This is a genomic window from Achromobacter sp. JD417, assembly GCF_041879325.1.
GTDB lineage: Bacteria > Pseudomonadota > Gammaproteobacteria > Burkholderiales > Burkholderiaceae_B > Achromobacter > Achromobacter mucicolens.
In genome coordinates this window covers 5001769-5024181 of the sequence record NZ_CP087159.1, presented here as the reverse complement: position 1 = coordinate 5024181, position 22413 = coordinate 5001769, and the positions used below count along the sequence as shown (strand labels likewise).

Below are 22413 nucleotides of genomic sequence, written 5' to 3'. Positions count from 1 at the left end.
ACAGGAGTTCCAACCTTGGAAAATCCCACTGATATCAATATGTCGCGGCGCAACCTGCTCAAGGCAGGCGCCGCGTCCGCCACCGCATTCGGAACGCCTGCCATGTCCGCTGCCCAGAACACCGCGCCGCCGCAAAGCCTGAAGGCCACCGTCACGCTGACCGTGAACGGCAACACCCACGAATTGGCGTTGGACCTGCGCACGAGCCTGCTGGACGCGCTGCGCGAGCACCTGCACATGACCGGCACCAAGAAGGGCTGCGATCACGGGCAATGCGGCGCCTGTACGGTGCTGCTGGACGGCAAGCGCATCAATTCCTGTCTGACGCTGGCCGTCATGCACGATGGCCAGCAGATCACCACCATCGAGGGGTTGGGCACGCCGGGCGCGCTGCATCCGCTGCAGGCTGCATTCGTCAAGCATGACGGTTACCAGTGCGGCTACTGCACGCCGGGGCAGATCTGCTCGGCGGTGGGCATGCTGGACGAGGCCGCGCGCGGCATGCCCAGCCACGTGACCGGATCGCTGAACGAACGCCCGCTGCTGTCACCCGAGGAAATCCGCGAGCGCATGAGCGGCAACATCTGCCGCTGCGGCGCCTACGCCAACATCCTGGATGCCATCGAAGACGTCGCGGAGGGCAAGGCATGAGAGCCTTCACGTACGAGCGTCCCCGGACCGACGCCGAAGCGGCGGCCAGCGCCGCGCGCGAGCCGCGTGCCCGGTTCATCGCCGGCGGCACCAATCTGCTGGACCTGATGAAGATCGAGGTGGAAACGCCTTCGCATCTGATCGATGTCAACGGCCTGGACCTGGACCGGATCGAACCGGCCGGCGACGGCGGGCTGCGCATTGGCGCGCTGGTGCGCAATGCGGATCTGGCGGCCCACGAGACCGTGCGCCGCGATTACGAGGTGCTGGCGCGCGCCCTGCTGGCAGGCGCCTCGGGACAGATCCGCAATCGCGCCACAACCGCCGGCAATCTGCTGCAACGCACGCGCTGCCCCTATTTCTACGACACCAATCAGCCCTGCAACAAACGCGTGCCCGGCAGCGGCTGTTCCGCAATCGGCGGCGTGACGCGGCAACTGGCCGTGATCGGAGGCAGCCAGGCCTGCATCGCCACGCATCCCAGCGACATGGCGGTGGCGATGCGCGTGCTGGACGCGAAGGTCGAGACGGTTCGCCCGGATGCGACGCGGCGGGTCATTCCCATTGCCGACTTCTACCGGCTTCCCGGCGACACGCCGCACATCGAGACCCATCTGGACGCGGGCGAACTGATCACTGGGGTGGTGCTGCCCAAGCCCCTGGGCGGCAAGCACTTCTACCGCAAGGTGCGCGACCGCGCGTCGTATGCGTTTGCACTGGTGTCGGTGGCCGCCGTGGTGCAGAACGATGGCGCCGGGCGCGTGGCGCTGGGCGGCGTGGCGCCTCAACCGTGGCGCGATGCGTCGGCGGAAGCGCAGCTGCCGGATGGCGCGGCGCGCGTGACCGATGCGCTGCTGGCGGGCGCCGCGCCCACGCCAGACAATGCCTTCAAGCTGACCCTGGCGCGGCGCGCGCTTGGCGCCGTCTTGACGCAAGCGAGGACGTAAGGCCATGAAATTCGAGACTCCCGCGACACAGAATCCCATCGACCAGCTCAAGATCGTGGGCCAGCCCGTCGATCGCATCGACGGGCCGCTCAAGACGAGCGGCCAGGCCCCGTATGCCTACGAGCATCACGACATCGCGCCGAACGCGGCGATCGGCTACGTGGTGGGAGCGGCCATTGCCAAGGGCGCCATCACCGCCATGGACACCGATCTTGCGCGCCGCGCGCCGGGTGTCCTGGCCATCGTGACCGCGCAGAACGCCGGCAAGCTGGGCAAGGGCAAGATGAACACGGCCACGCTGCTGGGCGGGCCGGAAATACAGCACTATCACCAGGCCATTGCGGTGGTGGTGGCCAACACGTTCGAGGAGGCGCGCGCGGCCGCCAAGCTCATTCGCGTGCAGTATGCGCGGGCGCCGGGCGCGTACGACCTGGCGGCATTGCGGGACAACGGCGCTGCGGGCAAGCACATTCCCAAGACGGACACGGGCGACTTCGATGCCGCGTTTGCAGAAGCGCCCGTCAAGATCGACACCACCTACACCACGCCAGATCAGTCGCACGCCATGATGGAGCCGCACGCGTCGCTCGCCGTCTGGAAGGGCGACAAGCTTACGCTGTGGACGTCCAACCAGATGATCGCGTGGGGGCGGTCGGACGTGGCGCGCACGCTGGGTATCCCCAAGGAAAACGTGCGCCTGGTGTCGCCCTACATCGGCGGCGGTTTCGGCGGCAAGCTTTTCGTGCGCGCGGACGCCTTGCTGGCGGCGCTGGCCGCGCGCGAGGCGGGCAGGCCAGTGAAGGTGGCGTTGCCGCGTCCGCTGGTGATCAACAACACCACGCACCGGCCCGCCACGATCCAGCGCATCCGGCTGGGCGCGGGGCGGGACGGCAAGCTGACGGCGATTTCGCACGAAAGCTGGTCCGGTGACCTGCCGGACGGCCAGCCGGAAGAGGCCGTGCAGCAGACCAAGCTGCTGTATGCCGGCGCCAACCAGCACACCGCGCTGAACCTGATGACGCTGGACCTTCCCGAAGGCAACGCGATGCGTGCGCCCGGCGAGGCGCCGGGCATGATGGCCCTGGAGATCGCCATCGACGAGATGGCAGAGGCGCTGGACATGGATCCCGTGCAGTTCCGCGTGGTGAACGACACCCAGGTCGATCCCACCGATCCGTCGCGGCCGTTCTCGCGCCGGCGTTTTGTCGAATGCCTGCAGACCGGCGCCCGCCACTTCGGCTGGGACAAGCGTGATCCCAAGCCCGGTGCGCGGCGGGAAGGGCAGTGGCTGATCGGGCTGGGCGTGGCCAGCGCCTTTCGCAACAACCTGGTGACCAAGTCGGCCGCGCGCGTGCGGCTGGACGCGACGGGCCGCGTGATCGTCGAGACCGACATGACCGACATCGGCACCGGCAGCTACACCATCATTGCGCAGACGGCGGCCGAAATGCTGGGCGTGCCGCTGTCGCGCGTGGTCGTGCGCCTGGGCGATTCATCCTTTCCCGTGTCGGCGGGCTCGGGCGGCCAATGGGGCGCGAACAGTTCCACGGCCGGCGTCTACGCGGCGTGCGAGAAGTTGCGCGCGCGGGTCGTTGAGCAGTTGGGATTTGATGCCGCGGGCGCGGTGTTCGCGGACGGCACGGTCACCGACGCCAGCGGACGCTCCGCGCCCCTGGTGCGCGCGGCATCGGGCGGCGAGCTGGTCGCGGAAGACACGATCGAATTCGGTGACCTGGACAAGAAATTCCAGCAGTCCACCTTCGGCGCGCACTTCGTGGAAGTGGCCGTGGACGCCGCCACCGGCGAGACGCGCGTGCGGCGCATGCTGGCGGTCTGCGCCGCGGGCCGCATCCTCAATCCCAAGACCGCGCGTAGCCAGGTCATCGGCGCCATGACCATGGGCGTGGGCGCGGCGTTGATGGAGGAGCTGGCCGTCGACCATCGCCTGGGTTATTTCGTCAACCACGACCTGGCAAGCTACGAGGTTCCCGTTCATGCCGACATTCCGCGTCAGGAGGTCATCTTCCTGGACGAGGACGATCCGGTGTCGTCGCCGATGAAGGCCAAGGGCGTCGGCGAGCTGGGCCTGTGCGGCGTGGCGGCAGCCATCGCCAACGCGGTGTACAACGCGACCGGCGTGCGCGTGCGGAACTATCCGGTGACGCTGGACAAGTTGCTGGACGGGATGCCCGTCGACGCGTGATGCCGTGCCGCCATGCGCTATGCTGGCGCGATGACGAAACACGACTATCAGGACGCGCTGCGCCGCGCGCTGGACGCGCACACGGCGGCCGCGCTGCACACGCTGGCCGGCATGTTCGCGCGATTGCCCGGGAAGGCGCGCGAGATCCAGTTCGGCATCTTTCCGGACCAGGGCGGCGAAGGGACCTTTTCGGTGGTGATCGGTCTGGAAGGGCCGGATCTGTATGTGCTTAACAAAGCCATCGAGGGCTACCGCAATCTCTTTGACGTGGTGCACGGAGAAGCAGGGCTGGAGCCGCCGCTGCCTTTGTTTTCCACCGAGCCGGCGTTCTGCGTGCAGGACGCGATTGCCGACGCGGCGGCCGGCTGGGTCGAAACGCTATGGGACCAGGCAGGCCGCGCCGTGTCGCCCTTGCCGGCGATGGTTTATGCCCAAGACGATTACGGCACGGATCTGCCGCGGGCATTAAGCCGCGCATAACGGCGAAGTTCCTGGCGGACAAGGCGGGGCCTGGGCAGCGTCGGCGGACCCCAGGCGAAACATTCGAAACAACCCATTACGGCTGGTTTACCCGGAATGCGCTTTCACGGCGCGGTTCTGCGTTACGTTGCCTGCCACCAACTGTTTCAGCGGTCAAACCGGATGTTGCGAATCGTTCCCAAGCGGGTAGGATGCGCGCACATTGCCGTCTTACCGACCCCAAGGATCGATCCCATGTCCCTGCCGCGCCCGCGCCTTGCCCTGTCTGCCCTGACGCTTGCCCTGACCCTGTCGGGCTGCGTCACCATTCCGTCGTCCAACGGCGAGGGCACGGCGGACGATCCGCGATACGGCAAGCTGGTCGACCTGATCGGCGAGGCGATGAAGGCGAACATGGCCGTGGTGCTGGTCGCGGACCTGATGCCGCACGCCTCGCTGAAGGACGCCATGCTGATGACGACCTGGACCGGCAACACCGTCTGGATGTTCGAACCGGACCCGCGCATCACCTTCGGCCGCAAGTTCCAGAACAACTCGCTGCAGCGGGACAAGGACACGACCTACCTGTTCAAGGCCTTTGAAGTCCATATCCTGCCGCCGGGCAAGTACCTGCTGACGGGGGGAGACGATTACAAGCTCAATGCCACGCTGAATCAGATCGGCGCGCGCCCCGGCGCAGAAGGGTCGGGCCGGGGCGCCAACGGCACCGCGTACCTGTCGCCCGAGCTGTACCGCGAGTTCTACAAGGAAACGAACTGGCACGAAGGCACCACGGGCTCGCGGACCAGCACGCAGAAAGTCTGCACGGCCGTGCATCGCGGATCGGGCGCCTGCGTCGCCTGGGGCGAGCAGCAGGTCACCGAAACCACGCCGGGATCGCGCGCCGGTTACTACGAAGACACCACGTCGCGCGACATCCCGGCAATCAAGGTGCAGTCGCGCGTGCTGCCCAAGCTGGCGCTGGCCAGCTTCACGCTCAAGGGCGGGGATCTGGTGCTGAGCCAGCGCATGCACATGAAGACGCCCAGCTACACGTTCAAGCAGTCCGCCTGCCGCGCGGTGGACCCGAAGATGATCGAGTGCCCGCTGGAAGACTTCACGGTCTACACGTGGCCCGCGCCGATGGATTTTGCGCAGAAGTACTTCGCGCAGCGCACGAACCTGACCGACGCGCAGCGCGAATTGCTGTCCAAGCTCAAGCCGATGCAGATCACGCCCTTGGGCAAGCAGGGCATGCAGGATCCGGTGTGGGGCGTGCCCCTGTCGATCGGCAAGGGCAAGTAGGGCAGTGGATTGCGACCAATGGCGGATGGTCGTAGTCATTCCGGCCACTTGAGCAGCTAAAAAACTGCGCATAGATTGACCGAAACCGCTTCGTCCTCGCGCGAGTCGGTCGAATGGATGGTCCGTAGCCCAGTTCCTTCAGTGGTGCGTTTGCTCTGATTTCTTCAGGGAGCCCATTCTTGGACGTCCACCCCGCCTTCCCCACGCGTGCGCGCTCGCGCACCCGTGCTTTCCCCTTGGCCATGCGCACAAAGGCAGTCCGCCCTTCGGCGGCGCGCTGCCTGCCGTCTGCCGTGGTTTCCCTGACCCTGATCCTTGGAGCGTGCCCCGACACATCACCACCGAATGCGCATTAGCTTGAAAACACCGTCGTGCTTGTTGGAAGTCCCCGAAGTGAACTTCGTCAGACCCATCCATTGGAGCGATAACAATGAAGCTAACTCGCCGCAAACTGAACGCAGGGGGATTGGCCCTGCTGGCTGCAGGATCGCTGGGACCGGCGTTCCGGGCCTCGGCAGCCGCCTCCGAAGGGCTGGTAGCCAACCTGCCGGAAGCCGACGACCGATTCGTCCTGGCCACCGAAGCCTACATCTACGCCTACCCGCTGGTGACCATGGAGATGACACGCCGGGTGGTCACCAACGTGACCGAACCGAAGGGCACGCGCGCGCCGATGGGCCAGCTCATCAAGCTGCGCGAATATCCGGACGCCAAGTTCCGCGACGTGACCGCGCCCAACGCCGACACCCTGTACACCACGGCCTTTTTCGATGTGGGCGACGAGCCCTGGGTCATCAGCCTGCCCGACATGAACGGCCGCTACGCGCTGTTTCCGCTGCTGGATGGCTGGACGACCGTGTTCGACGTGCCGGGCAAGCGCACGACGGGCACCGGCGCGCAGACCTTCGTCGTGACGGGGCCGGGCTGGGAAGGCGCCGTGCCGCAGGGCATGAAGCAATACAAGTCGCCAACGAGCATCGTCTGGCTGCTCGGCCGCATCTATTGCACGGGCACGCCGGAGGACTATGCCGAGGTGCACAAGCTGCAGGACCAGGTGAAGATCGCGCCGCTGAGCGCCTGGGGCAAGGCGTGGACAGCGCCGCAGGGCAAGGTGGATCCGGCCATCGACATGAAGACGCCGGTGCGCGATCAGGTCAACAACATGGATGCCCACGAGTACTTCGCGCTGTTTGCGCAGTTGCTCAAGCGCAATCCGCCGACCGCGGCGGACGCGCCCATGGTGGAAAAAATGGCCACCATCGGCATCGTGCCTGGGCAGGATTTCGACAAGTCCAAGTTGCCTGCCGATTTTGCCAGGCGGGTGCCGGATACCGGCTTCGCGCGGATCATGGCGCATTTCCGGTCCACCGATGGCGACATCCAGCATATCGACGGCTGGGGTTTCACGACCAAGACGGGGATCTACGGCACCAACTATCTGCAACGGGCCTTGGTCACCGCCATCGGGCTGGGTGCGAACCGGCCGCAGGACGCCATCTACCCGACCTCGTTGCGGTCAGCCAACGGGGCGATCCTGCGCGAATACAACGGGTCGGAGAAGTACGTGCTGACGTTCAAGAAGGGCCTGACGCCGCCCGTGTCGGGGTTCTGGTCATTGACCATGTATGACCAGAACTACTTCTTTGTCGATAACCCGCTGAACCGCTATTCCATCAGCGAACGCCAGCCGCTCAAGCGCAAATCCGATGGGTCGATCGATCTGTTGATTCAGAACGAATCGCCGGGCCCCGAGCACGAGTCGAACTGGCTGCCGGCGCCCAAGGGCCGATTCATCCTGATGATGCGCCTGTATTGGCCCAACGAAAGCGACCCGTCGATCATCAACGGGTCGTGGACGGTGCCGCCGGTGCGGCGGGTGAGCTGACGCGGTCACGGCGGCAGGACGCGCCCTGCGTTTGGGCGGGGCGCCTTTTTTTCGACATGCCTTCGGGCCTCGGGGATCTCGCGATGAAAAAGCACATCACTGTCTGCCTGGCATGCGCGGCATTCCCGTTAGGGGCCGCGGACGCGGCCGAAACACCGCCGGCGCCCATTCTGGACGCCGGGGTTTCCGACGAATGGAAATTCTCGGTCTCGCCGTATCTGTGGGCGCCGGCGCTGTCGGGAAAAGTCACGCATGGGCGCCTGCCGACGGTCGATATCAGCGCCAGCTTCGACAAGATCTTCGACAACCTGGACTTCGCCGCCATGCTGATGGGCGACGCGCGCAAGGGCCGCTACAGCATCATTGGCGACCTGCTGTACGTGAAGGTGGGCGCGCAAGGCGATACACCCAGAGGAATTCTGGCCTCCAGCGCGGATGTGAAGAGCACGTCGTTCACCGGCCTGATCGGAGGGGGCTATTCCGTGCTGGACCGGTCCGAACACAGCCTGGACGTGGTCGCAGGGTTGCGGGTGTGGTCGGTGGACACGGACATCACGTTCAAGGGGCGGTTTGCTGACGGACGCAAGCGCAGCGACAGCGCGACGTGGGTCGACGCCATGGTGGGCGTGCGAGGCACCTACAACTTTCATCCCAAGGCCTATCTGACGGGCTGGGGCATGATCGGCGCCGGGGGCGCGCAGGCGGACTGGGACCTGGGGCTGGGCGTGGGCTACAGCTTCAACAAATCGGTGTCCGCCACGGTCGGCTACCGGGCAATGGGCGTGGACTACGAGCGCAACGGCTTCAAATACGACGTGGTGCTGCAGGGGCCCATTGCGGGGGTGACCATCCGCTTTTGACCGCAGCGCCGGGCAGCCGGTTGCTCAGCGCAGGTCGGCCACATTGACCGTGCGGGCGCCGCACGCCTGCACCAATTCGGGGTCATGGCTGGCGAACAGCACGACGCGCGTCTGTGCCCAGGTTTTGAAGACGTCGGCCAGCACGCCGCGCGCCTGGGCATCCAGCCCGTTGCTGGGACCGTCGGCCACGACAACCGCCGGGTCGCCCAGCGCGGCGGCCGTCAGGTAGACCTTGCGCCGCGTGCCCGTGGACATCTGCTCGAAACGCTTGTCCAGATGCGGCTCCAATCCCAGCCGATTGGCCAGATCGAGCACGGCTTCGTCCAACGCAACGTGCCTGGCTGCCGCCACCTGTTGCAGCAGGCCGCGGCCCGTCTGCTCGGGAAATGCCATGCAGTTGTCCGGCACATAGGCCAGTCGGGACCGTGCCGCAAGCGGCGCGTCTCGCAGCGAGTGCCCGTCGATAAGGACGTCGCCGCTGTCGGGCGCCAGCGCGCCGGCAATGATGCTGAGCAGGCTGGATTTTCCAGTGCTGTCTTCTTCGCAGAGCGCCACGCACCCCGGCGCGAAGGCGTGCGAGAGGCCCTGGAACACGATATGGTCGCCGTAGCGCTTGCTGAGGTTGTCGAGTCGTAGCATGCGGCAAGTGTACGAGAGGAATGCGCGGGCAACCATCGCGACGCCGGACCGCGATTTATTCCATTCCAGACTCATTCCATGAAAATTCCTTGTTTGTTGTCATCAAAAGCCGCCGGTAGCATCGACGGCAAACCTATCTAGCCGGAGACTTCATGACTGCGCCCATCCCCACGTTTCCCCACGCCCGCGTCACGCGCGATCCGCGCGGCGTCTACACCCTGCAGATCCACGACGCGAAGCGCCTGAACATCCTGGCCTCGGCGGTCACGCTCGGCTTGACCGAGGCCGCGCGCTGGATTGCAGCGCAGGACGACGCGCGCGCGGTGGTCATCCGCGGCACGGGCGACCAGGCCTTCGTGGGCGGGGCCAACATCTATGAGATGGCCGAGCTGGACCCGCAGGGTGCGCGCGCGTTCATCACGCGGCTGCGCGACCTGTGCGACGCCGTGGCCGACATTCCGGTGCCGACCATTGCACGGTTGCCGGGCTATTGCCTGGGCGCCGGCATGGAGCTGGCGGCCGCCTGCGACATCCGCCTGGGTTCGGCGGACGGCGTGTTCGGTATGCCTGAAGTGCGCGTCGGCATTCCCTCGGTGATCCATGCGGTGCTGCTGCCCGCGCTCATCGGTCAAGGTCCGACCAACTGGCTGCTGCTGACGGGCGAGACGGTGGACGCCGCGCAGGCGCGGGACTGGGGCTTTCTGGAATTCCTGTGCGAGGCCGGCGAGCTGGACGCGCTGGTCGAACGCACCGTGGCCCCGATCGCGGCAAGCGGGCCGGCCGCGGTGCGCTCGCAGAAGGCCTTGCTGCGCTATTGGACCGAGTCCTCGATCCAGGCCGGTCTGGACCGCAGCGTGGACGCCTTTGGCGAGGCCTTCACCACCGATGAGCCGCGCCGCTACATGGCGCCGTTCCTGGCGCACAAATCGAATCGGGAGGCCAGGTAATGGCGGGACCGCTGCAAGGCGTTCGCGTCATCGACATGACTGCGGTGGCGATGGGGCCGTATGCCACCCAGATCCTGGGCGACATGGGGGCCGAGGTCATCAAGGTCGAGGCGCCGGAGGGCGATGTGTTCCGCACCTCGGCGCCCGCCGCGCATGCGGGCATGGGGCCTGCGTACTTGAACCTGAACCGCAACAAGCACAGCGTGACGCTGGACGCGAAGACGCCGCAGGACCACGCCAGCCTGCTGCGCCTGATTGACGGGGCGGACGTGTTCGTCTCCAATGTCCGCCCAGCCGCGCTGGCGCGGCTGGGCCTGGATGCGGCCGCGTTGTGCGCGCGCAATCCGCGCCTTATCCACTGCGCGGCGGTGGGCTTCGGGCAGGATGGACCGTACGCGGCGCGTCCGGCCTTCGACGACATCATCCAGGCCATGAGCGGACTGGCGGACCTGCAGGGCCGCAACAGCGGCGCGCCCGCCTACGTGAATACGATCCTGGCCGACAAGGTCGCGGGCCTGACGCTGGCGTATGCCATCCCGATGGCCCTGTACGAGCGCGAGCGGTCGGGGCAAGGTCAGGCGATCGAGGTGCCCATGTTCGAGACGCTGGTGTCGTTCAATCTGGTCGAGCACCTGGCCGGGCACAGCTTCGAGCCGCCGCTGGGCCCGATGGGCTACAGCCGCGTGCTCTCGCCGCAGCGCCGGCCCTATCGCACGCGCGACGGCTTTTTGGCGCTGCTGCCCTACACGGACGCGCAATGGCGGCGTTTTTTCGCCCTGGCGCGGCGGCCTGACCTGGCCGGCGATGCACGCTACGCCGACGCGGCGGCGCGCGCGCGCAATTTCGACGCGCTGTATCAGGATCTGGCCGATATCGTGGCGCAGCAGGGCACGGACGCATGGCTGGCGCTGCTGGCGGACGCTGACATCCCCCATTCGCGCGTCAACACGCCGGAGTCGCTGTTCGACGATCCGCACTTGCGGGCGACGGGATTTTTTCAGCGCGTCGATCATCCCACCGAGGGTCCAATGACGGCCTGCGGCATTCCCGTGCGCTTTTCTCGCACGCCCGGCGCCATCCGGCGCGCCGCGCCGCCGCAGGATGCCGATCGCGATATGCTCGAGCCTGCGCGCTGACCCGGCATGGGCGGCGGCGCCTTGCGGCGACTTCGACCATGAACATCACACTCAAGCAATTGCGCGTGTTCTGCGCGCTCTACGAACTGCGCAGTTTCACGGCCGCCGCGCGCGCGGCCTTCGTGACGCAGTCCGCCGTCAGCAAACTGTGCGCCGAACTCGAGGCGGAAGTCGGGCAGCCCCTGTTCGAACGATCTACGCGCAGCGTCACGCCCTGCGATGGCGCGGCCGACTTCTATGCCTACGCGCAGGAAATCCTGGGGACCGTGCGCGCCGCCGAGCGCAGCATGTCGGGCCTGCGCACGCTGGAACGCGGCACGGTCGGCGTGGCGACGTCGCCGTTGATGATGGCCGGGTTGCTGGGCGACGTGGTGGCGCGATATCACCGGGCGCACCCGAGCGTGAAGCTGGACCTGTTTGAATTGAACACCGATGAAACCATCGAGCATGTGCGCAACGGGCGCGCGGACTTTGGCATGGTCTCGGTCGATACCCCTACCGATGAGCTGGTGGCGCGCGTCATCTACCGGGACACGCTGTACGCGGTATGCGCGCCCAGGCATGCGCTGACGCGCCGGCGGAATGTGTCATGGGGCGACGTGGCGGCGTACGACCACATCATGCTGCGCAGTGTCTACAGCGTGCGGCGCAGCCTGGACAGGGTGGCGGCCGATCAGAACCTGACGTTCCGGTATGGCATCGAGGCGGGCATGCTGATCTCGGCCCTGAAGTTGGTCGGCGCGGGCCTGGGCATCACGGTGGTGCCCGGCTACGCCTGCGATCTGGCGCGGCAACTGGGGCTGCGCGTGCTGGCCATCGATGGCGCGCGCCGGCACGGCCACGAACTGTGGCTTATCCAGCGCCGCAACGCGCGCCTGTCGATGGCCGCCAGCGCCTTCCTGCAAGCCACCGAGGATTACCTGCGCGAACGCGAGCAAACGGACGATTAATCCCGTTGTGGAATGAGTCTATGAAAATTAGTCCCTTGTTGGGATAAGCGCTGCACGAGCATCATACGGTTCAGTTCAAGAGGGCCGATCCGCGGCCCCGACAGGAGACAAGCATGACTCGACCGTTCGGCGCGCTGCGCCGCCGCCTGCTGGCTGCTGGGGGATTGATGTTGACGGGCGCGCTGGCGGGCCCCGTGCACGCGCAGGCTGCCTATCCCGACAAGCCGATCACCATCGTCGTGCCGTTTTCGCCTGGCAGCGCCACCGATACCAGTGCCCGGATCATCGCCGAAAAGCTGGGGCCGCGTCTGAACGTGCCCGTGGTGATCGAGAACAAGCCGGGCGCATCGGGCACGATCGGGTCGTCGTTCACGGCGCGCGCGCAGCCGGACGGCTATACCCTGATCCTCACCAGCAGCTCGACGCACTCGGCCACGCCCGCGCTGTTTCGCAAGCTGCCCTTCGATCCCACCGGCGACTTCATTCACGTCGTGCGCATCGCGACCATCCCGATGATGCTGGTGGTGCGCGAGGACGCGCCGTACAAGAGCCTGCAGGAACTGGTGAAGGCAACGCAGGCCAAGCCGCTGAACTATGCGTATGGGTCGCCCACCAGCCAGATCGCCGGCGCGACGTTCAACACGGTGGCGGGCGCCGCCGCCAACGGCGTGCCGTACAAGAGCCAGCCGCCAGCGGTGACCGATCTGCTGGGCGGCCATGTCGACTACCTATTCGCGGACCTGTCCGTCGTCACGTCCTTCATGCAGGCAGGCAAATTGCGCGGGCTGGCCTACACGGGGCAGGCGCGGGCCAAGGAATTCCCGCAGGTGCCGACGCTGTCCGAGCTGGGTTACAAGCACTTTGACCTGATCGTGTGGGTCGGCGTCGCGGCGCCCGCCAAGACGCCCGATGCGATCGTGCAGAAGCTCAATCAGGAAGTCACCGCCATCTTGCGCGAATCCGACGTGCTGCAGCGGTTTGAATCGCTGGGCATGCAGGTCTCGCCCAATACCGTGGCCGAACATCAGTCGTTTGCTCAGGCGCAGCGCAAGGTGTGGACGCAGCGGGCCATTGACGCGAAGATCGAGCCGCAATAGCCCTAGTGGGGCTCCTTGATGCACGACCTTGCGGGAACGTCGCGTGCTGACCCGCAAGGACTGTCACTACGCAAGGAGCCGACATGACTTCCGAAACGAACGACATGGAACGTTGCATCGATAGCTGCCTGGCCTGCTATCGCATGTGTGTGAAGACCGCCATGAGCCATTGCCTGGAGGCCGGCGGCGAGCACGTCGAGCCTCACCACTTCAGGCTGATGATGGGGTGCAGCGAGATCTGCCGCACCGCAGCGCACGCGATGCTGGTGGGCGTTGAAAACCACAAGGTGGTGTGCGGCGCCTGCGCCGCAATTTGCGATGACTGCGCGGCCAGTTGCGAAGGCATGGACGGCATGGCCGACTGTGCGCGCACGTGCCGAGAATGCGCCGACATGTGCGGAAAGATGGCCGCTTGAGCGGCTATGTCCCGCGCGGCATCTGGCCGGATGGGCCGCGTGTGCCAATCACGGCTTGCCGGGGCCCGAGCACGGGCCCCGGGTCCGGCTATTTACCGAGATGTTCGCGCACCGCGGTCGCCGACGGTCCCACGGCCTTGACCGCCTCGCGCAGTTGGGCCTCGGTGACGCCAAGCGCCTGGGTCCAATAGCGCAGCTCATGCGCCTCGTTCACATTGATCCGGGAGCGGTCCTGCGGGCCGCGCTTGCTCAGGTCGTCTGACATGGTTGGATCCTCCGGGTTGTAACGCCCGGAGGGCAGCAAGCGGCGTGCCTGCACGTCGCGCCCGCCTTGTCACTGCACGCGGGTTGGCGTGGCCACGCGTGAGGTCTGCGCGGGCATGCGCTCGACCGTCAGCGCATCCGGTTCCGACGCGGACGGGCGCACGACCACGGCCTTGCCGGCGCTGGCCGCGCCAAGGTTGGGCAAGTCGGCCGGCCGCGCCGCCACGGACGCGAAGGGGCCGCCGCCGGTGGCGGGCACGCCGTCCAGCGTCAGGCTGGCGGACCACGTGCCGCCGCGGCGCGAGAGCACCTCGTAGCGCTGCGGCGCGCCGGCCGCGCGGGCGACCACATACAGCGCGCCGTCGATGAGGCTGATGGCGGGCGGCGATGCCGCTTCGGCATCCATCTTGGCGAGCTTGCCGTGTTCGAGCAGCCAGAGGTGTCCCCCGGAGCGCTCCAGGATGGCAAGCACGATGTTGCCGGCGGTGTCGGCCTGAATGGCCGGTCGGCCGATGAAGGGCACGCCCAGGTCCGCCGGCGCGCTCCAGTCCATGTCCAGGTCGGTGGTGTCGCCCGCTTCCACCAGTTTGGTCAGATGGTTGTTGGCGCGTTGCCGGAAATAAAGCTCGACCCGGTTTTCGTGGTTGCGGATGGCAGCCAGGCCGCCGGCGGCTTGCGGGGCGGCCACGCGGCGCCAGCCTTGCCATTCCGACCGGTGGCCCTTGGCGGCAGGCAGCTGGCGGGTATAGAAAAGCTCGCCCTTGGCGGCAACGGCGAAGACCACATAGCGTCCGTCGGCGCCGCGGGCGGCGGCCGGCGAGCCGGTAACGCCCTCTAGCGGCGGAAGCGCCTGCCACGTGCTCCAGCTGCCGTCGATGCCGGACGGGCTGATCCAGTGCAGCAGCCCGTCATAACCTAGCGCGACGGCGGCGGCTTCGCCACGGGGCGCCACCGCCGGGATCTGCGTGACGCGCAAACCGCCCAGCGCTTGCCAGCCCTGCCACGTGCCGTCGTGGCGCTGCTTGTTGGCCCATACGCCGCCCAGCGGATCGCGCGCCATCAGGCCGGCGGTGCCGTCGGCATGGGCAAACGAGACCACGGGGCCGGTGGTGCGTCCGCCCAGCGTGTGCCAGCGCTTTTCGGCCGAATCCCAGCTGTTGACGGCGGCATTGGTTTCGCCGGCGGCGAACACGACGAGTCCGCCGCGTCCGTCCGGGTACACCTGCGGCGCGACGTCCTGACGCGACACGTAGTAGGCGCGCTGGACCCACGCGGCGGCGGGGCCGGCCGGTTCCTTGCAGCCGGTGGGGCCGGCGCAATAGTGGTAGTCGTTCCAGGCGTAGTGCTGAAAGATCACGGACTTGCTGGCGATTTCCGCGTCGGCAAGATTGGTGGCGCGTTCCTGGCTGGGGTAATCGATGTATCCCGTCTCGGCGTAGTTGCCGGGCGCGCGCACCATGGCTTCGCGGGCGAGCCGCGCGCTGGCGATGTGGTCGGGGTGGCCGTGGCCGGCGCAGCGCCAGCACAGCTGGGTGTAGGGCACGCTGATCGTGTCGTCCAGGTGGCGCACCGTGGTGGGGCCGTACTGGCGGATCATCTCGGCCAGCGTGTCGACGAGTTGTTCGCGGGTATAGACCTCGGCGTGCGGTCCCAGTGTGTCCACGTTCTGGCCGGGTTCGGATTCGGTGCGGCTCAGCGGTGTCAGGCTGCCCCAGCCCTTGCCCAGCCACGGGTCTTTCAGCCGCATGTGCCAGAGCTGCACGCGCGGATTGCCCTGCAGCGTGAAGCGCGCGATCTGGCGGCCCGCGACGATGCCGGTGTCTTCCTTCCAGGCGTCGGGTTCGCGCGCCATGTAGGCGTAGGCGGCGCGCACGCCGCGCTCGCGGCCCAGCATGTAGCCTTCGCCTTCGCCCGCGTCGCTGGCGGTCAGATAGACGACGCGCACGCAGCCGCCCGCCTCGATGTTGGAGGCGACGTCCGGGTTCATGAAAAGCAGGTCGTCATCCAGATGGGCAACGAAGGCCAGGTCCTTGATCCCGTGGCACTGGGCCAGCGTCGGGGGAGCGGCCCAGGCCTGGGCGGAAAAGAGGGCTGCGGCCAGGCAGCAAAGCGCTTGGCACAGCGGGCGCAGCAAGGCAGTCAAAGCGGGCATAAAAAAAGCGCTGCAAGTTGGAGGTGCAGCGCGTCTTGAGGTGGTAAAGAGTGCGGAAAGTATAGCTGCGACGTGAACGCGGGCTGCAATAGGCGCTTGCCCGGTGTGGCGCGGGGCCGACGGTTTGTGACAGGCCAAATGGGGGACGTTTTAGGAAGGTGTCTGACACCCTTGAGACGACATTGCAGGATGAAGTCGTGCTCATTGGGTGTCAGACACCTGCCGGGAAATGGGGAACGTGCTCAGCGGGCCGATTCGGTGCTGACGACCAGCTTGTCCGCCCGCGTGGTGCGCGCCCGGCGTTCCAGCATCACGGCCCATAGCCACAGCGGCATGCTGGCGATGGCAAGCAGGCTGCCCACCCAGCCGGTCGACGTCCAGCCAAACCCGGCCGCGATGGCAAGGCCGCCCAGGAACGGGCCCAGCGCGTTCGCCGTGTTGAAGGCCGAATGGTTGAGCGCGGCGGCCAGCCCCTGGGCGTCGCCCGAGACGTCCATCAGGCGCGTCTGAAGCACGGTGCCCAGCGCGCCACCGACCCCCACCAGGAACACGTTCAGCGTGATCAGCCAGACGTTGTGGGCCATCAGCGGAAAGAGGGCCAGCACCACGGCCGACCACAAGAGCAGCAGGCCGGCCGTGCGCATGACGGCGCGATCGGCAAAGACCGGCACCACCATGTTCCCCACGGTCAGGCCGACGCCGAAGGCGCTCAGCACCAGCGGCACGGTCGCGGGCGACACCTGGGTGACGGCGGTCAGCGTGTCCGCGAGGTAGGTGTAAATGGAGAACAGACCGCCAAATCCGACCGCGCCGATGGCCAGCGTGATCCAGACTTGACCGCGGCCCAGCGCGCTCAGTTCGCGCAGCGGGCTGGCGTGCGGATCCGCGGCCGTGTCCGGGGCGTAGGCGCGCACGCTCAGCATGGTCAGCACGGCCAGCAACGACACCAGGCCGAAGCTCCAGCGCCAGCCGATGACCTGGCCCAGCCAGTTGGCCATCGGCACGCCGATGATGGTGGCCACCGTCAGGCCCAGGAACACGCGGCCCACGGCCACGGTACGGCGGTTGGCCGGCACCATTGAACTGGCCACCAGCGACGCGATGCCGAAGTAGGCGCCGTGCGGCAGGCCGCTCAGAAAGCGGAAGAACAGCATCCAGTGATAGTTGGGCGCGATGGCGCTCAGGCCGTTGCCGATGGCAAAGAGGCCCATCAGGGCGATCAGCAACCGGCGGCGCGGCATGCGCGCGCCCAGCACCGCAAGGATCGGCGCACCGACCACCACGCCCAGCGCGTAGGCGCTGATCACATGGCCGGCGGTGGGGGCATCGATGCCCAGCGACTGCGAGAAATACGGAAGCAGGCTCATCGTCGCGAATTCGGTGGTGCCGATCGCGAAACTGCCAATGGCAAGCGCCAGCAGCACCAGAGCGGGCCGGTGCTGCGCGGAAACGGAATGGGACATGGAGACTACGGAAGAGGAATGGCGGAATGTTGCGATGCAACAGCGGCATTGTAGAGGGCCGAACCTGTCATTTGCATGTCGGGTCGTTGCGGCATGTCCGTGCGGTGTGAACGGCATCAGGCGGAAAGGTCTGGCGGGCGCCTCGCGAGGATCTTTGCATTTATTGATATTTGTTGCATTACACGGTCGAACATTAGAAAAGTTTCGATGGTCCGGGTGTCAGGCGCTCATTAGATTGAAAGAAAAATCCTTATGCCTCAATTGCTTAGGTGATTTTCTTGAAGCTGATTTTTTGACAACGAGCGCGCACCAGCGCTGGGTGGACACGCCATGAACCACATCTTTTCGACCGTCCTGAATGCAACGCCAATCACTATGCAAACCACGCAGCAAGCCTTGCCTTGCGCCACGCGCCGCCGGCGCAAGCCCGGCAGGGTGCAGCGTGCGGCCTCTACTGCAGCTGTTGCGCTAGCCTGCGCGGGCGGCCTGGGATTTGCGACGAATACCCATGCAAACGGCCAATTGCAGTTATGCAGTACCGACACAATGTCGGGAAACTCCCTCAATTCCGGCACTCCAGTCTATTTGCTAGACTGCCCCGACGGCAGCCCGCTTTTTACCCTGCAGAACATCTATGGCGCCGATACGTTTGACGGTTTAACCGCCGCGACGGCCCGGGTCACCGGCTACGCTGATGGCACGTTGGAACTGAAGGGCGAGAACGGCATCTCCATGCTGAACACCGTCAACATGAACGGAAACCGGATCACGCAGGTTGGTGCGGGCATGCTGACTTCCGTCAGCCAGGATGCGGTGAATGGATCGCAGCTGTACGCCACCAATCTGCAAGTGCAGTCCAACAGCGCAGCCATCACGACGTTGGGCACAACCGTCGCGCAGAACACGGCCACGCTGAACACCCTGACCACCAGCCTCAACAACGGTGAGGTCGGCCTGGTCCGGCAGGACCCGGTCAGCGGCGCCATCACCGTGGCCGCCAGCAAGGGCGGCAACGTGATCGACATGGCTGGCACGGACGGCACGCGCACCGTCACGGGCGTGGCCAATGGCGTCATCTCGGCAACCAGCACCGACGCCGTGAACGGCAGCCAACTCTATGCAATTTCCCAACAGGTCGGTCAGCTCAATGCCGCCAGTGCTTACGTGCGGGCGGATGGCGCCAACGATGGCAGCGACGACGCCGTGGTCGGCGCGGGCACGCAGGGCGCGGCCTTGGGCGCCAACGCCACCGTCAGTGCGTCCAACGGCGTGGCTGTCGGCGCCAACGCATCGGCCACCGCGGCAAATAGCGTTGCGCTGGGCGCGGGCTCGGTGGCCGACCGCGCGAACACGGTGTCCATGGGCGCGCAAGGCGCCGAACGGCAGGTGACCCACGTGGCCGCGGGCACGCAAAGCACCGATGCCGTGAACGTGGGGCAACTGAACCCCGTGGTAGCCAGCCTGGGCGGCGGCGCGCATATCGATGCGTCCACGGGCGCCGTCACCGGTCCGTCGTATCAGCTGGACGGCCAGACGTATTACAACGTGGGCGACGCGCTGGGTTCGCTGGACACCGGCGTGCGTCAAAACCGCGAAGGCCTGGCCCGCCTGGACAATCGCATCGACCAGACCAACCGCGCGATTGACGAAGTGGCACGCAATGCCTACTCGGGTATCGCCGCCACGACGGCGCTGACCATGGTTCCGGAGGTCGACCCCGGCAAGCGGTTCGCGCTGGGCATCGGCGGGGCCACGTATCGCGGCTATCAGGCCGTCGCGGTCGGTGCATCGGCGCGCGTCAATGACCGCGTCAAGGTCAAGGCCGGCGTGGGCATTGCCTCGGGCGGCCCCACGGCCGGTGTCGGGGCCTCGATGCAGTGGTAACGAGGCCTCGGTCCACGCTCACACCGTCACCACGTTCAACCCGCCGTTCGCCAGGCTCTCCGGATTAGCGCCTGACACGAACAACCGGAAATCGTTGTGGGCAAAGTTGCCGATCACCTTGGCCTGCGTGGCGATGAGCGCGCCCGCGTCGCCGTTGGTCAGGAGGTTGTTGCCCGTCACCGCCGCGTCGAACGCCGGGAAATGGCTGTAGGCCTCCAGCGCGTTGTCGGCGGCGCGCAGGCAGCGCCACGCGGCAAACTCGCCGCCGGTCTGGATGATGGTGAGCATGGCGCGCGCGGCCTCGGCGCCCAACCGCATGCTGGGCAGGTGATTGCTTTGCAGGGTCAGCGTGCCATCGCCTTCGGGCACCATCTTGCCGGTGCGGATGCCGCCGCCCAGCAGCTTCAATTGGTCCGTCGTCAATTCCGGAAAATCCCCTGATTCCGCAAAGAGCGCAATGCCGCCGCGCAGGCGGTTGTCGCGCACGGTGGTGTCGGCATCGTTGTCCAGCAGCGCCAGCGCGCACGACAGCGGATCAGCCAGCAGCGCGGCGGCCAGCGCGGCGATGGCCGGGCGCAGGCGCTTGGCCACCGGCGTCTCGCGGCCGACCTGCGTGGCCAGCGTGGTCAACGCCGCCTGGACGCGCGGCGTCATCGTCAGCGCATTGCCGGCCGTGCCCGCGCGCAGCAAGGCCGCGATCTCGGCGGTCATCGCCTTGCGCGCGTCCATGGGTTGACGCGACAGCGCCAGGGCGGCGCGATTGTCGTCATCGTCCAGCAGTGCGTCGGGCGCCAGCGCCCGCTTCAGCGCGGCCAGCGTGGGGGCGCGAGTGAATAGCTGATCAAGCCGTTCGGCGGCGCTGCGGCCGGCGGCATACAGGCGGCATGCCTCGATGTGCACGCGCCGGCTGCCGTCGACGCGCACCAGGCTGTTGCCGGGGCCAGCCGGACCCGTGCAATCGACGCGCGAAAGCCGCAGGTCGGCGCATTGGTTGAAGGCGATTGCGCCCGGCTGTCCGCGGCGCGCGATCGCGAGGTCTGCCATGGACACGCTGGCAAAGCCGTCCAGGCTGAACAGGCGCTCGTCCAGCATCAGCCGGCTGGCCGATCCGCAGCCATGCAGCATCAGGCGCACGCGCGGCCCCTTGATGATGAGGTCGTCGTCCAGCTTGTGCTCGCCCGGGGTCAGGCACAGGCAGATGTCCATGCGGTCCTGACCGATCAGCGTGCGCAGCGCCTTGTCCAGCGTTGGAAAATCGCCCGCCGGGCCCACGGTCAGGCAGCAGCCGCCGCCATGCGTGCGCCGGCACAGCGCGTCCAGCGCCTCCTGCACCGAATAGGCCTGCTCCGCGAGCAGGTCCGCGCAATGGCTCGGGTCGTAGGCGACCTCGGCGGCGAGGGCGAGGGTGGCGGTGTAGCGCAGCGGCAGATAGTGGTCGGGCGCGGGTTGGCCCGCCCGCAGCAATTGCGCGGTGGCGCGTTGCACGGGACGGGCGGCGTCGCACGCAAGCGACCAGGCAATCGATGCGATGCCGTCGGCGCCCGTCGTCACGTCCTGGGTGACGGCGCCATTGGGCAGCCGGCCAGCATCCACGGTAAAGCGCACGACGGCGCCCGTCACCGGCAGGCTGCCGTTGGCCACGCCCGCGCGCAGTTCCGACGGCAACGCCACCACGTCCGGGGTCATCGCGGGGTTGGGCTTGACGCTCTGGCCGTCGCCGCCCGCGTAGTAAAGCTGCGTCAGTTCCGTCAACGCGGGAAAAACGGGGCGGCAGTCGCTGACGGCGGTCCACGCGCCGGCCTGCCAGCGCAGCAGCGCCAATCGTGCGAATGCGCGCAGCACGCCGGCGGGCGCGTTGAAGGCGGGCTTGCCGTCGGGCAGTTGCGGCCATTCGATCGACGCGGTGGCGGTGCGCGCGGGAATGAGCCAGTAGTCGCCCACGCGCAAGCGTCCGGGCGAAAACTTGATCTCAATGCCGTCCTGTTCCAGTTCTACCCAGCCGGCGTTGGCGCTGTTGATGGGCGCGGGCGTGATCTCCGCAACACCGTCCCAGCGGCGTACGCGCGGGTTGGCCGGAAGGCGGGCGGCGTCCAGCGCGTGGCCGATCAGGCTGGCCGGATCGATCGTGACCGTGTTGCCGTCGGTGCGCACGACCTGCGCCAGCGGCCCCGGCTGTCCCAGCAATTCGTGCGTGTCGTCCAGAAACTCCACCCAGCAGCCCGCGGTGATGGCCAGCACGTCGTCGCGGCCGATGCTGGCGACTTCGAACTCGTTGGCCACGGGATCGTCCAGCCAGCGCACGACGCGCGACAGAATGCTGCCGTTTTCGCGCGACCACTTGTAGCGCGCCTTGCCAGCGCCCGCGCCGTCCTGGTGGATCTCGATGCGGTACAGATGGTTTTCCAGCAGGCGGTAGCCGGCGTCGGGCGGCAGCTGGCAGGGCGTCTTGGGCGGCACGCTGGCCTCGGCGCGCGCCGCCATGCGCGCATCGGGCGCGGCGGTCAGGGCGTCCCACGCGGGCAGCGCGGACAGGCAGGTCAGGGCGGCGTCCGGCGCGCCCACCTGCATCAGTTTGACCTGCCAGACCGTCTTTTCGCGCGTCGCGGTGTCGGGGCCGCCCAGCGCGACTTCGCGCATGCTGGTGTCGCCGGCCGGCAGGTCCAGCGTGCACAGGTGGCGTTGCCACGCTTCCAGATACGCCAGGTACAGGCCTTCGGGCGGCGGGGCGGTCTGGCCGCCCGAGCCGAAGACGACGATGCCGTCGATGTCGGCGGGCGTCAGCGCGGGCGGCGGCAGCGGCAGGACGGACGCGCCGGCGGGCAGCACGGGCGATGCCGTCGGGGGCATGTCGGGCTGCTTGGCCACGGTGGCAGGCTGCGGGTTCTCGCAAAGCAGGCCGTCCAGATACAGGCGGCCTGCCGACAGCGAAAGGTCCTTGCCGGCAGGCGCCAGCGCGAAGCCGGGCGCGGCCAGCGGCACGCCCACGGGGCCGATGGTGTCCGCCGTTTCGATTTCGATGCGCCGGTTCAGGATGTCCTGCTGCTCATTCCAGTCCGAATCCATCTGCACGCGGCCCTGCTGCATGCGGACGGCCCGGTAGCGCCGGGCGGGGTCGAAGGTGAGGCGGCTGAGATCGGCTTTCATGATGTTGTTCC

Annotated in this window: 17 protein-coding genes and 3 pseudogenes; 15 read left to right on the top strand and 5 right to left on the bottom strand. The window is 67.2% G+C overall.

The window, feature by feature from the left end:
* Positions 1 to 15 precede the first annotated feature (15 nt).
* The 7 genes from paoA (at position 16) to LN047_RS23250 (ending at position 8310) form a co-directional block, all read left to right on the top strand.
* The gene (gene paoA / locus LN047_RS23280; RefSeq protein WP_056326068.1) at positions 16 to 651 is read left to right on the top strand and encodes an aldehyde dehydrogenase iron-sulfur subunit PaoA; all 636 of its coding nucleotides are present in this window, start codon (positions 16 to 18) and stop codon (positions 649 to 651) included.
* Entirely contained in the window at positions 648 to 1598 is a 951-nt protein-coding gene (locus tag LN047_RS23275; RefSeq protein ID WP_373980317.1) for a xanthine dehydrogenase family protein subunit M, read from the top strand. The genes paoA and LN047_RS23275 overlap by 4 nt, the downstream gene beginning before the upstream one ends.
* Before the next feature lie 4 nt (positions 1599 to 1602).
* A complete protein-coding gene (paoC, locus tag LN047_RS23270; RefSeq protein ID WP_373980316.1) occupies positions 1603 to 3801 on the top strand; it encodes an aldehyde oxidoreductase molybdenum-binding subunit PaoC in 2199 nt (732 codons plus the stop codon).
* Between the two features lie 30 nt (positions 3802 to 3831).
* Positions 3832 to 4281: a DUF6389 family protein gene (locus tag LN047_RS23265; RefSeq protein ID WP_373980315.1), complete on the top strand. Its 450-nt coding sequence runs from the start codon at positions 3832 to 3834 to the stop codon at positions 4279 to 4281.
* A gap of 234 nt (positions 4282 to 4515) precedes the next feature.
* Positions 4516 to 5565, top strand: coding sequence for a hypothetical protein (locus LN047_RS23260; RefSeq protein WP_373980314.1), 1050 nt, complete (start codon positions 4516 to 4518; stop codon positions 5563 to 5565).
* A 430-nt stretch (positions 5566 to 5995) separates the two neighbouring features.
* Positions 5996 to 7450 carry a DUF1254 domain-containing protein gene (locus LN047_RS23255; RefSeq protein WP_373980313.1) on the top strand — a complete coding sequence of 485 codons (1455 nt, stop codon included), beginning with the start codon at positions 5996 to 5998 and terminating at the stop codon, positions 7448 to 7450.
* An 83-nt stretch (positions 7451 to 7533) separates the two neighbouring features.
* Positions 7534 to 8310 carry a hypothetical protein gene (locus LN047_RS23250; RefSeq protein ID WP_373980312.1) on the top strand — a complete coding sequence of 259 codons (777 nt, stop codon included), beginning with the start codon at positions 7534 to 7536 and terminating at the stop codon, positions 8308 to 8310.
* Positions 8311 to 8334: 24 nt separating this feature from the next.
* Here LN047_RS23250 and LN047_RS23245 read toward each other — a convergent pair whose 3' ends face one another.
* Positions 8335 to 8949 (bottom strand): ATP-binding cassette domain-containing protein, encoded by a 615-nt coding sequence (locus LN047_RS23245; protein ID WP_373980311.1) that lies wholly within the window; start codon positions 8947 to 8949, stop codon positions 8335 to 8337.
* 152 nt (positions 8950 to 9101) lie between these two features.
* Here LN047_RS23245 and LN047_RS23240 point away from each other — a divergent pair, with 152 nt between their 5' ends.
* The 5 genes from LN047_RS23240 to LN047_RS23220 all read left to right on the top strand — a co-directional run bounded on the left by LN047_RS23240 (position 9102) and on the right by LN047_RS23220 (position 13495).
* Positions 9102 to 9896 (top strand): enoyl-CoA hydratase, encoded by a 795-nt coding sequence (locus LN047_RS23240; RefSeq protein ID WP_373980310.1) that lies wholly within the window; start codon positions 9102 to 9104, stop codon positions 9894 to 9896.
* Positions 9896 to 11032: a CaiB/BaiF CoA transferase family protein gene (locus LN047_RS23235; RefSeq protein ID WP_373980309.1), complete on the top strand. Its 1137-nt coding sequence runs from the start codon at positions 9896 to 9898 to the stop codon at positions 11030 to 11032. Before LN047_RS23240 ends, LN047_RS23235 begins: the two co-directional genes overlap by 1 nt.
* A gap of 38 nt (positions 11033 to 11070) precedes the next feature.
* On the top strand, positions 11071 to 11982 hold the full coding sequence (locus LN047_RS23230) for a LysR family transcriptional regulator (RefSeq protein WP_338616376.1): 912 nt from the start codon (positions 11071 to 11073) through the stop codon (positions 11980 to 11982).
* A gap of 113 nt (positions 11983 to 12095) precedes the next feature.
* Positions 12096 to 13079: a Bug family tripartite tricarboxylate transporter substrate binding protein gene (locus LN047_RS23225; protein ID WP_373980308.1), complete on the top strand. Its 984-nt coding sequence runs from the start codon at positions 12096 to 12098 to the stop codon at positions 13077 to 13079.
* An 83-nt stretch (positions 13080 to 13162) separates the two neighbouring features.
* Complete coding sequence (locus tag LN047_RS23220; protein ID WP_373980307.1) at positions 13163 to 13495, top strand: four-helix bundle copper-binding protein; 333 nt, start codon at positions 13163 to 13165, stop codon at positions 13493 to 13495.
* 88 nt (positions 13496 to 13583) lie between these two features.
* Here LN047_RS23220 and LN047_RS23215 read toward each other — a convergent pair whose 3' ends face one another.
* From LN047_RS23215 to LN047_RS23205, 3 genes are all read right to left on the bottom strand, one after another.
* Positions 13584 to 13760, bottom strand: a complete 177-nt coding sequence (locus tag LN047_RS23215) for a DUF3606 domain-containing protein (protein WP_180097935.1) — start codon at positions 13758 to 13760, stop codon at positions 13584 to 13586.
* Positions 13761 to 13829: 69 nt separating this feature from the next.
* Positions 13830 to 15911, bottom strand: coding sequence for a PIG-L family deacetylase (locus LN047_RS23210; RefSeq protein ID WP_279991820.1), 2082 nt, complete (start codon positions 15909 to 15911; stop codon positions 13830 to 13832).
* A 242-nt stretch (positions 15912 to 16153) separates the two neighbouring features.
* Positions 16154 to 17374 carry an MFS transporter gene (locus LN047_RS23205; protein WP_373980306.1) on the bottom strand — a complete coding sequence of 407 codons (1221 nt, stop codon included), beginning with the start codon at positions 17372 to 17374 and terminating at the stop codon, positions 16154 to 16156.
* 330 nt (positions 17375 to 17704) lie between these two features.
* Between LN047_RS23205 and LN047_RS23200 the strand changes: the two are divergent.
* From LN047_RS23200 to LN047_RS23190, 3 pseudogenes are all read left to right on the top strand, one after another.
* Positions 17705 to 18487 (top strand): annotated as a pseudogene (locus tag LN047_RS23200) (hypothetical protein); the annotation flags it as partial.
* 141 nt (positions 18488 to 18628) lie between these two features.
* Positions 18629 to 18824: pseudogene (locus LN047_RS23195) on the top strand (hypothetical protein); the annotation flags it as partial.
* A 194-nt stretch (positions 18825 to 19018) separates the two neighbouring features.
* A pseudogene (locus tag LN047_RS23190) lies at positions 19019 to 19258 on the top strand (YadA C-terminal domain-containing protein); the annotation flags it as partial.
* 18 nt (positions 19259 to 19276) lie between these two features.
* Here LN047_RS23190 and LN047_RS23185 read toward each other — a convergent pair.
* Positions 19277 to 22402, bottom strand: a complete 3126-nt coding sequence (locus LN047_RS23185) for a DUF6519 domain-containing protein (RefSeq protein ID WP_373980305.1) — start codon at positions 22400 to 22402, stop codon at positions 19277 to 19279.
* Positions 22403 to 22413 lie beyond the last annotated feature (11 nt).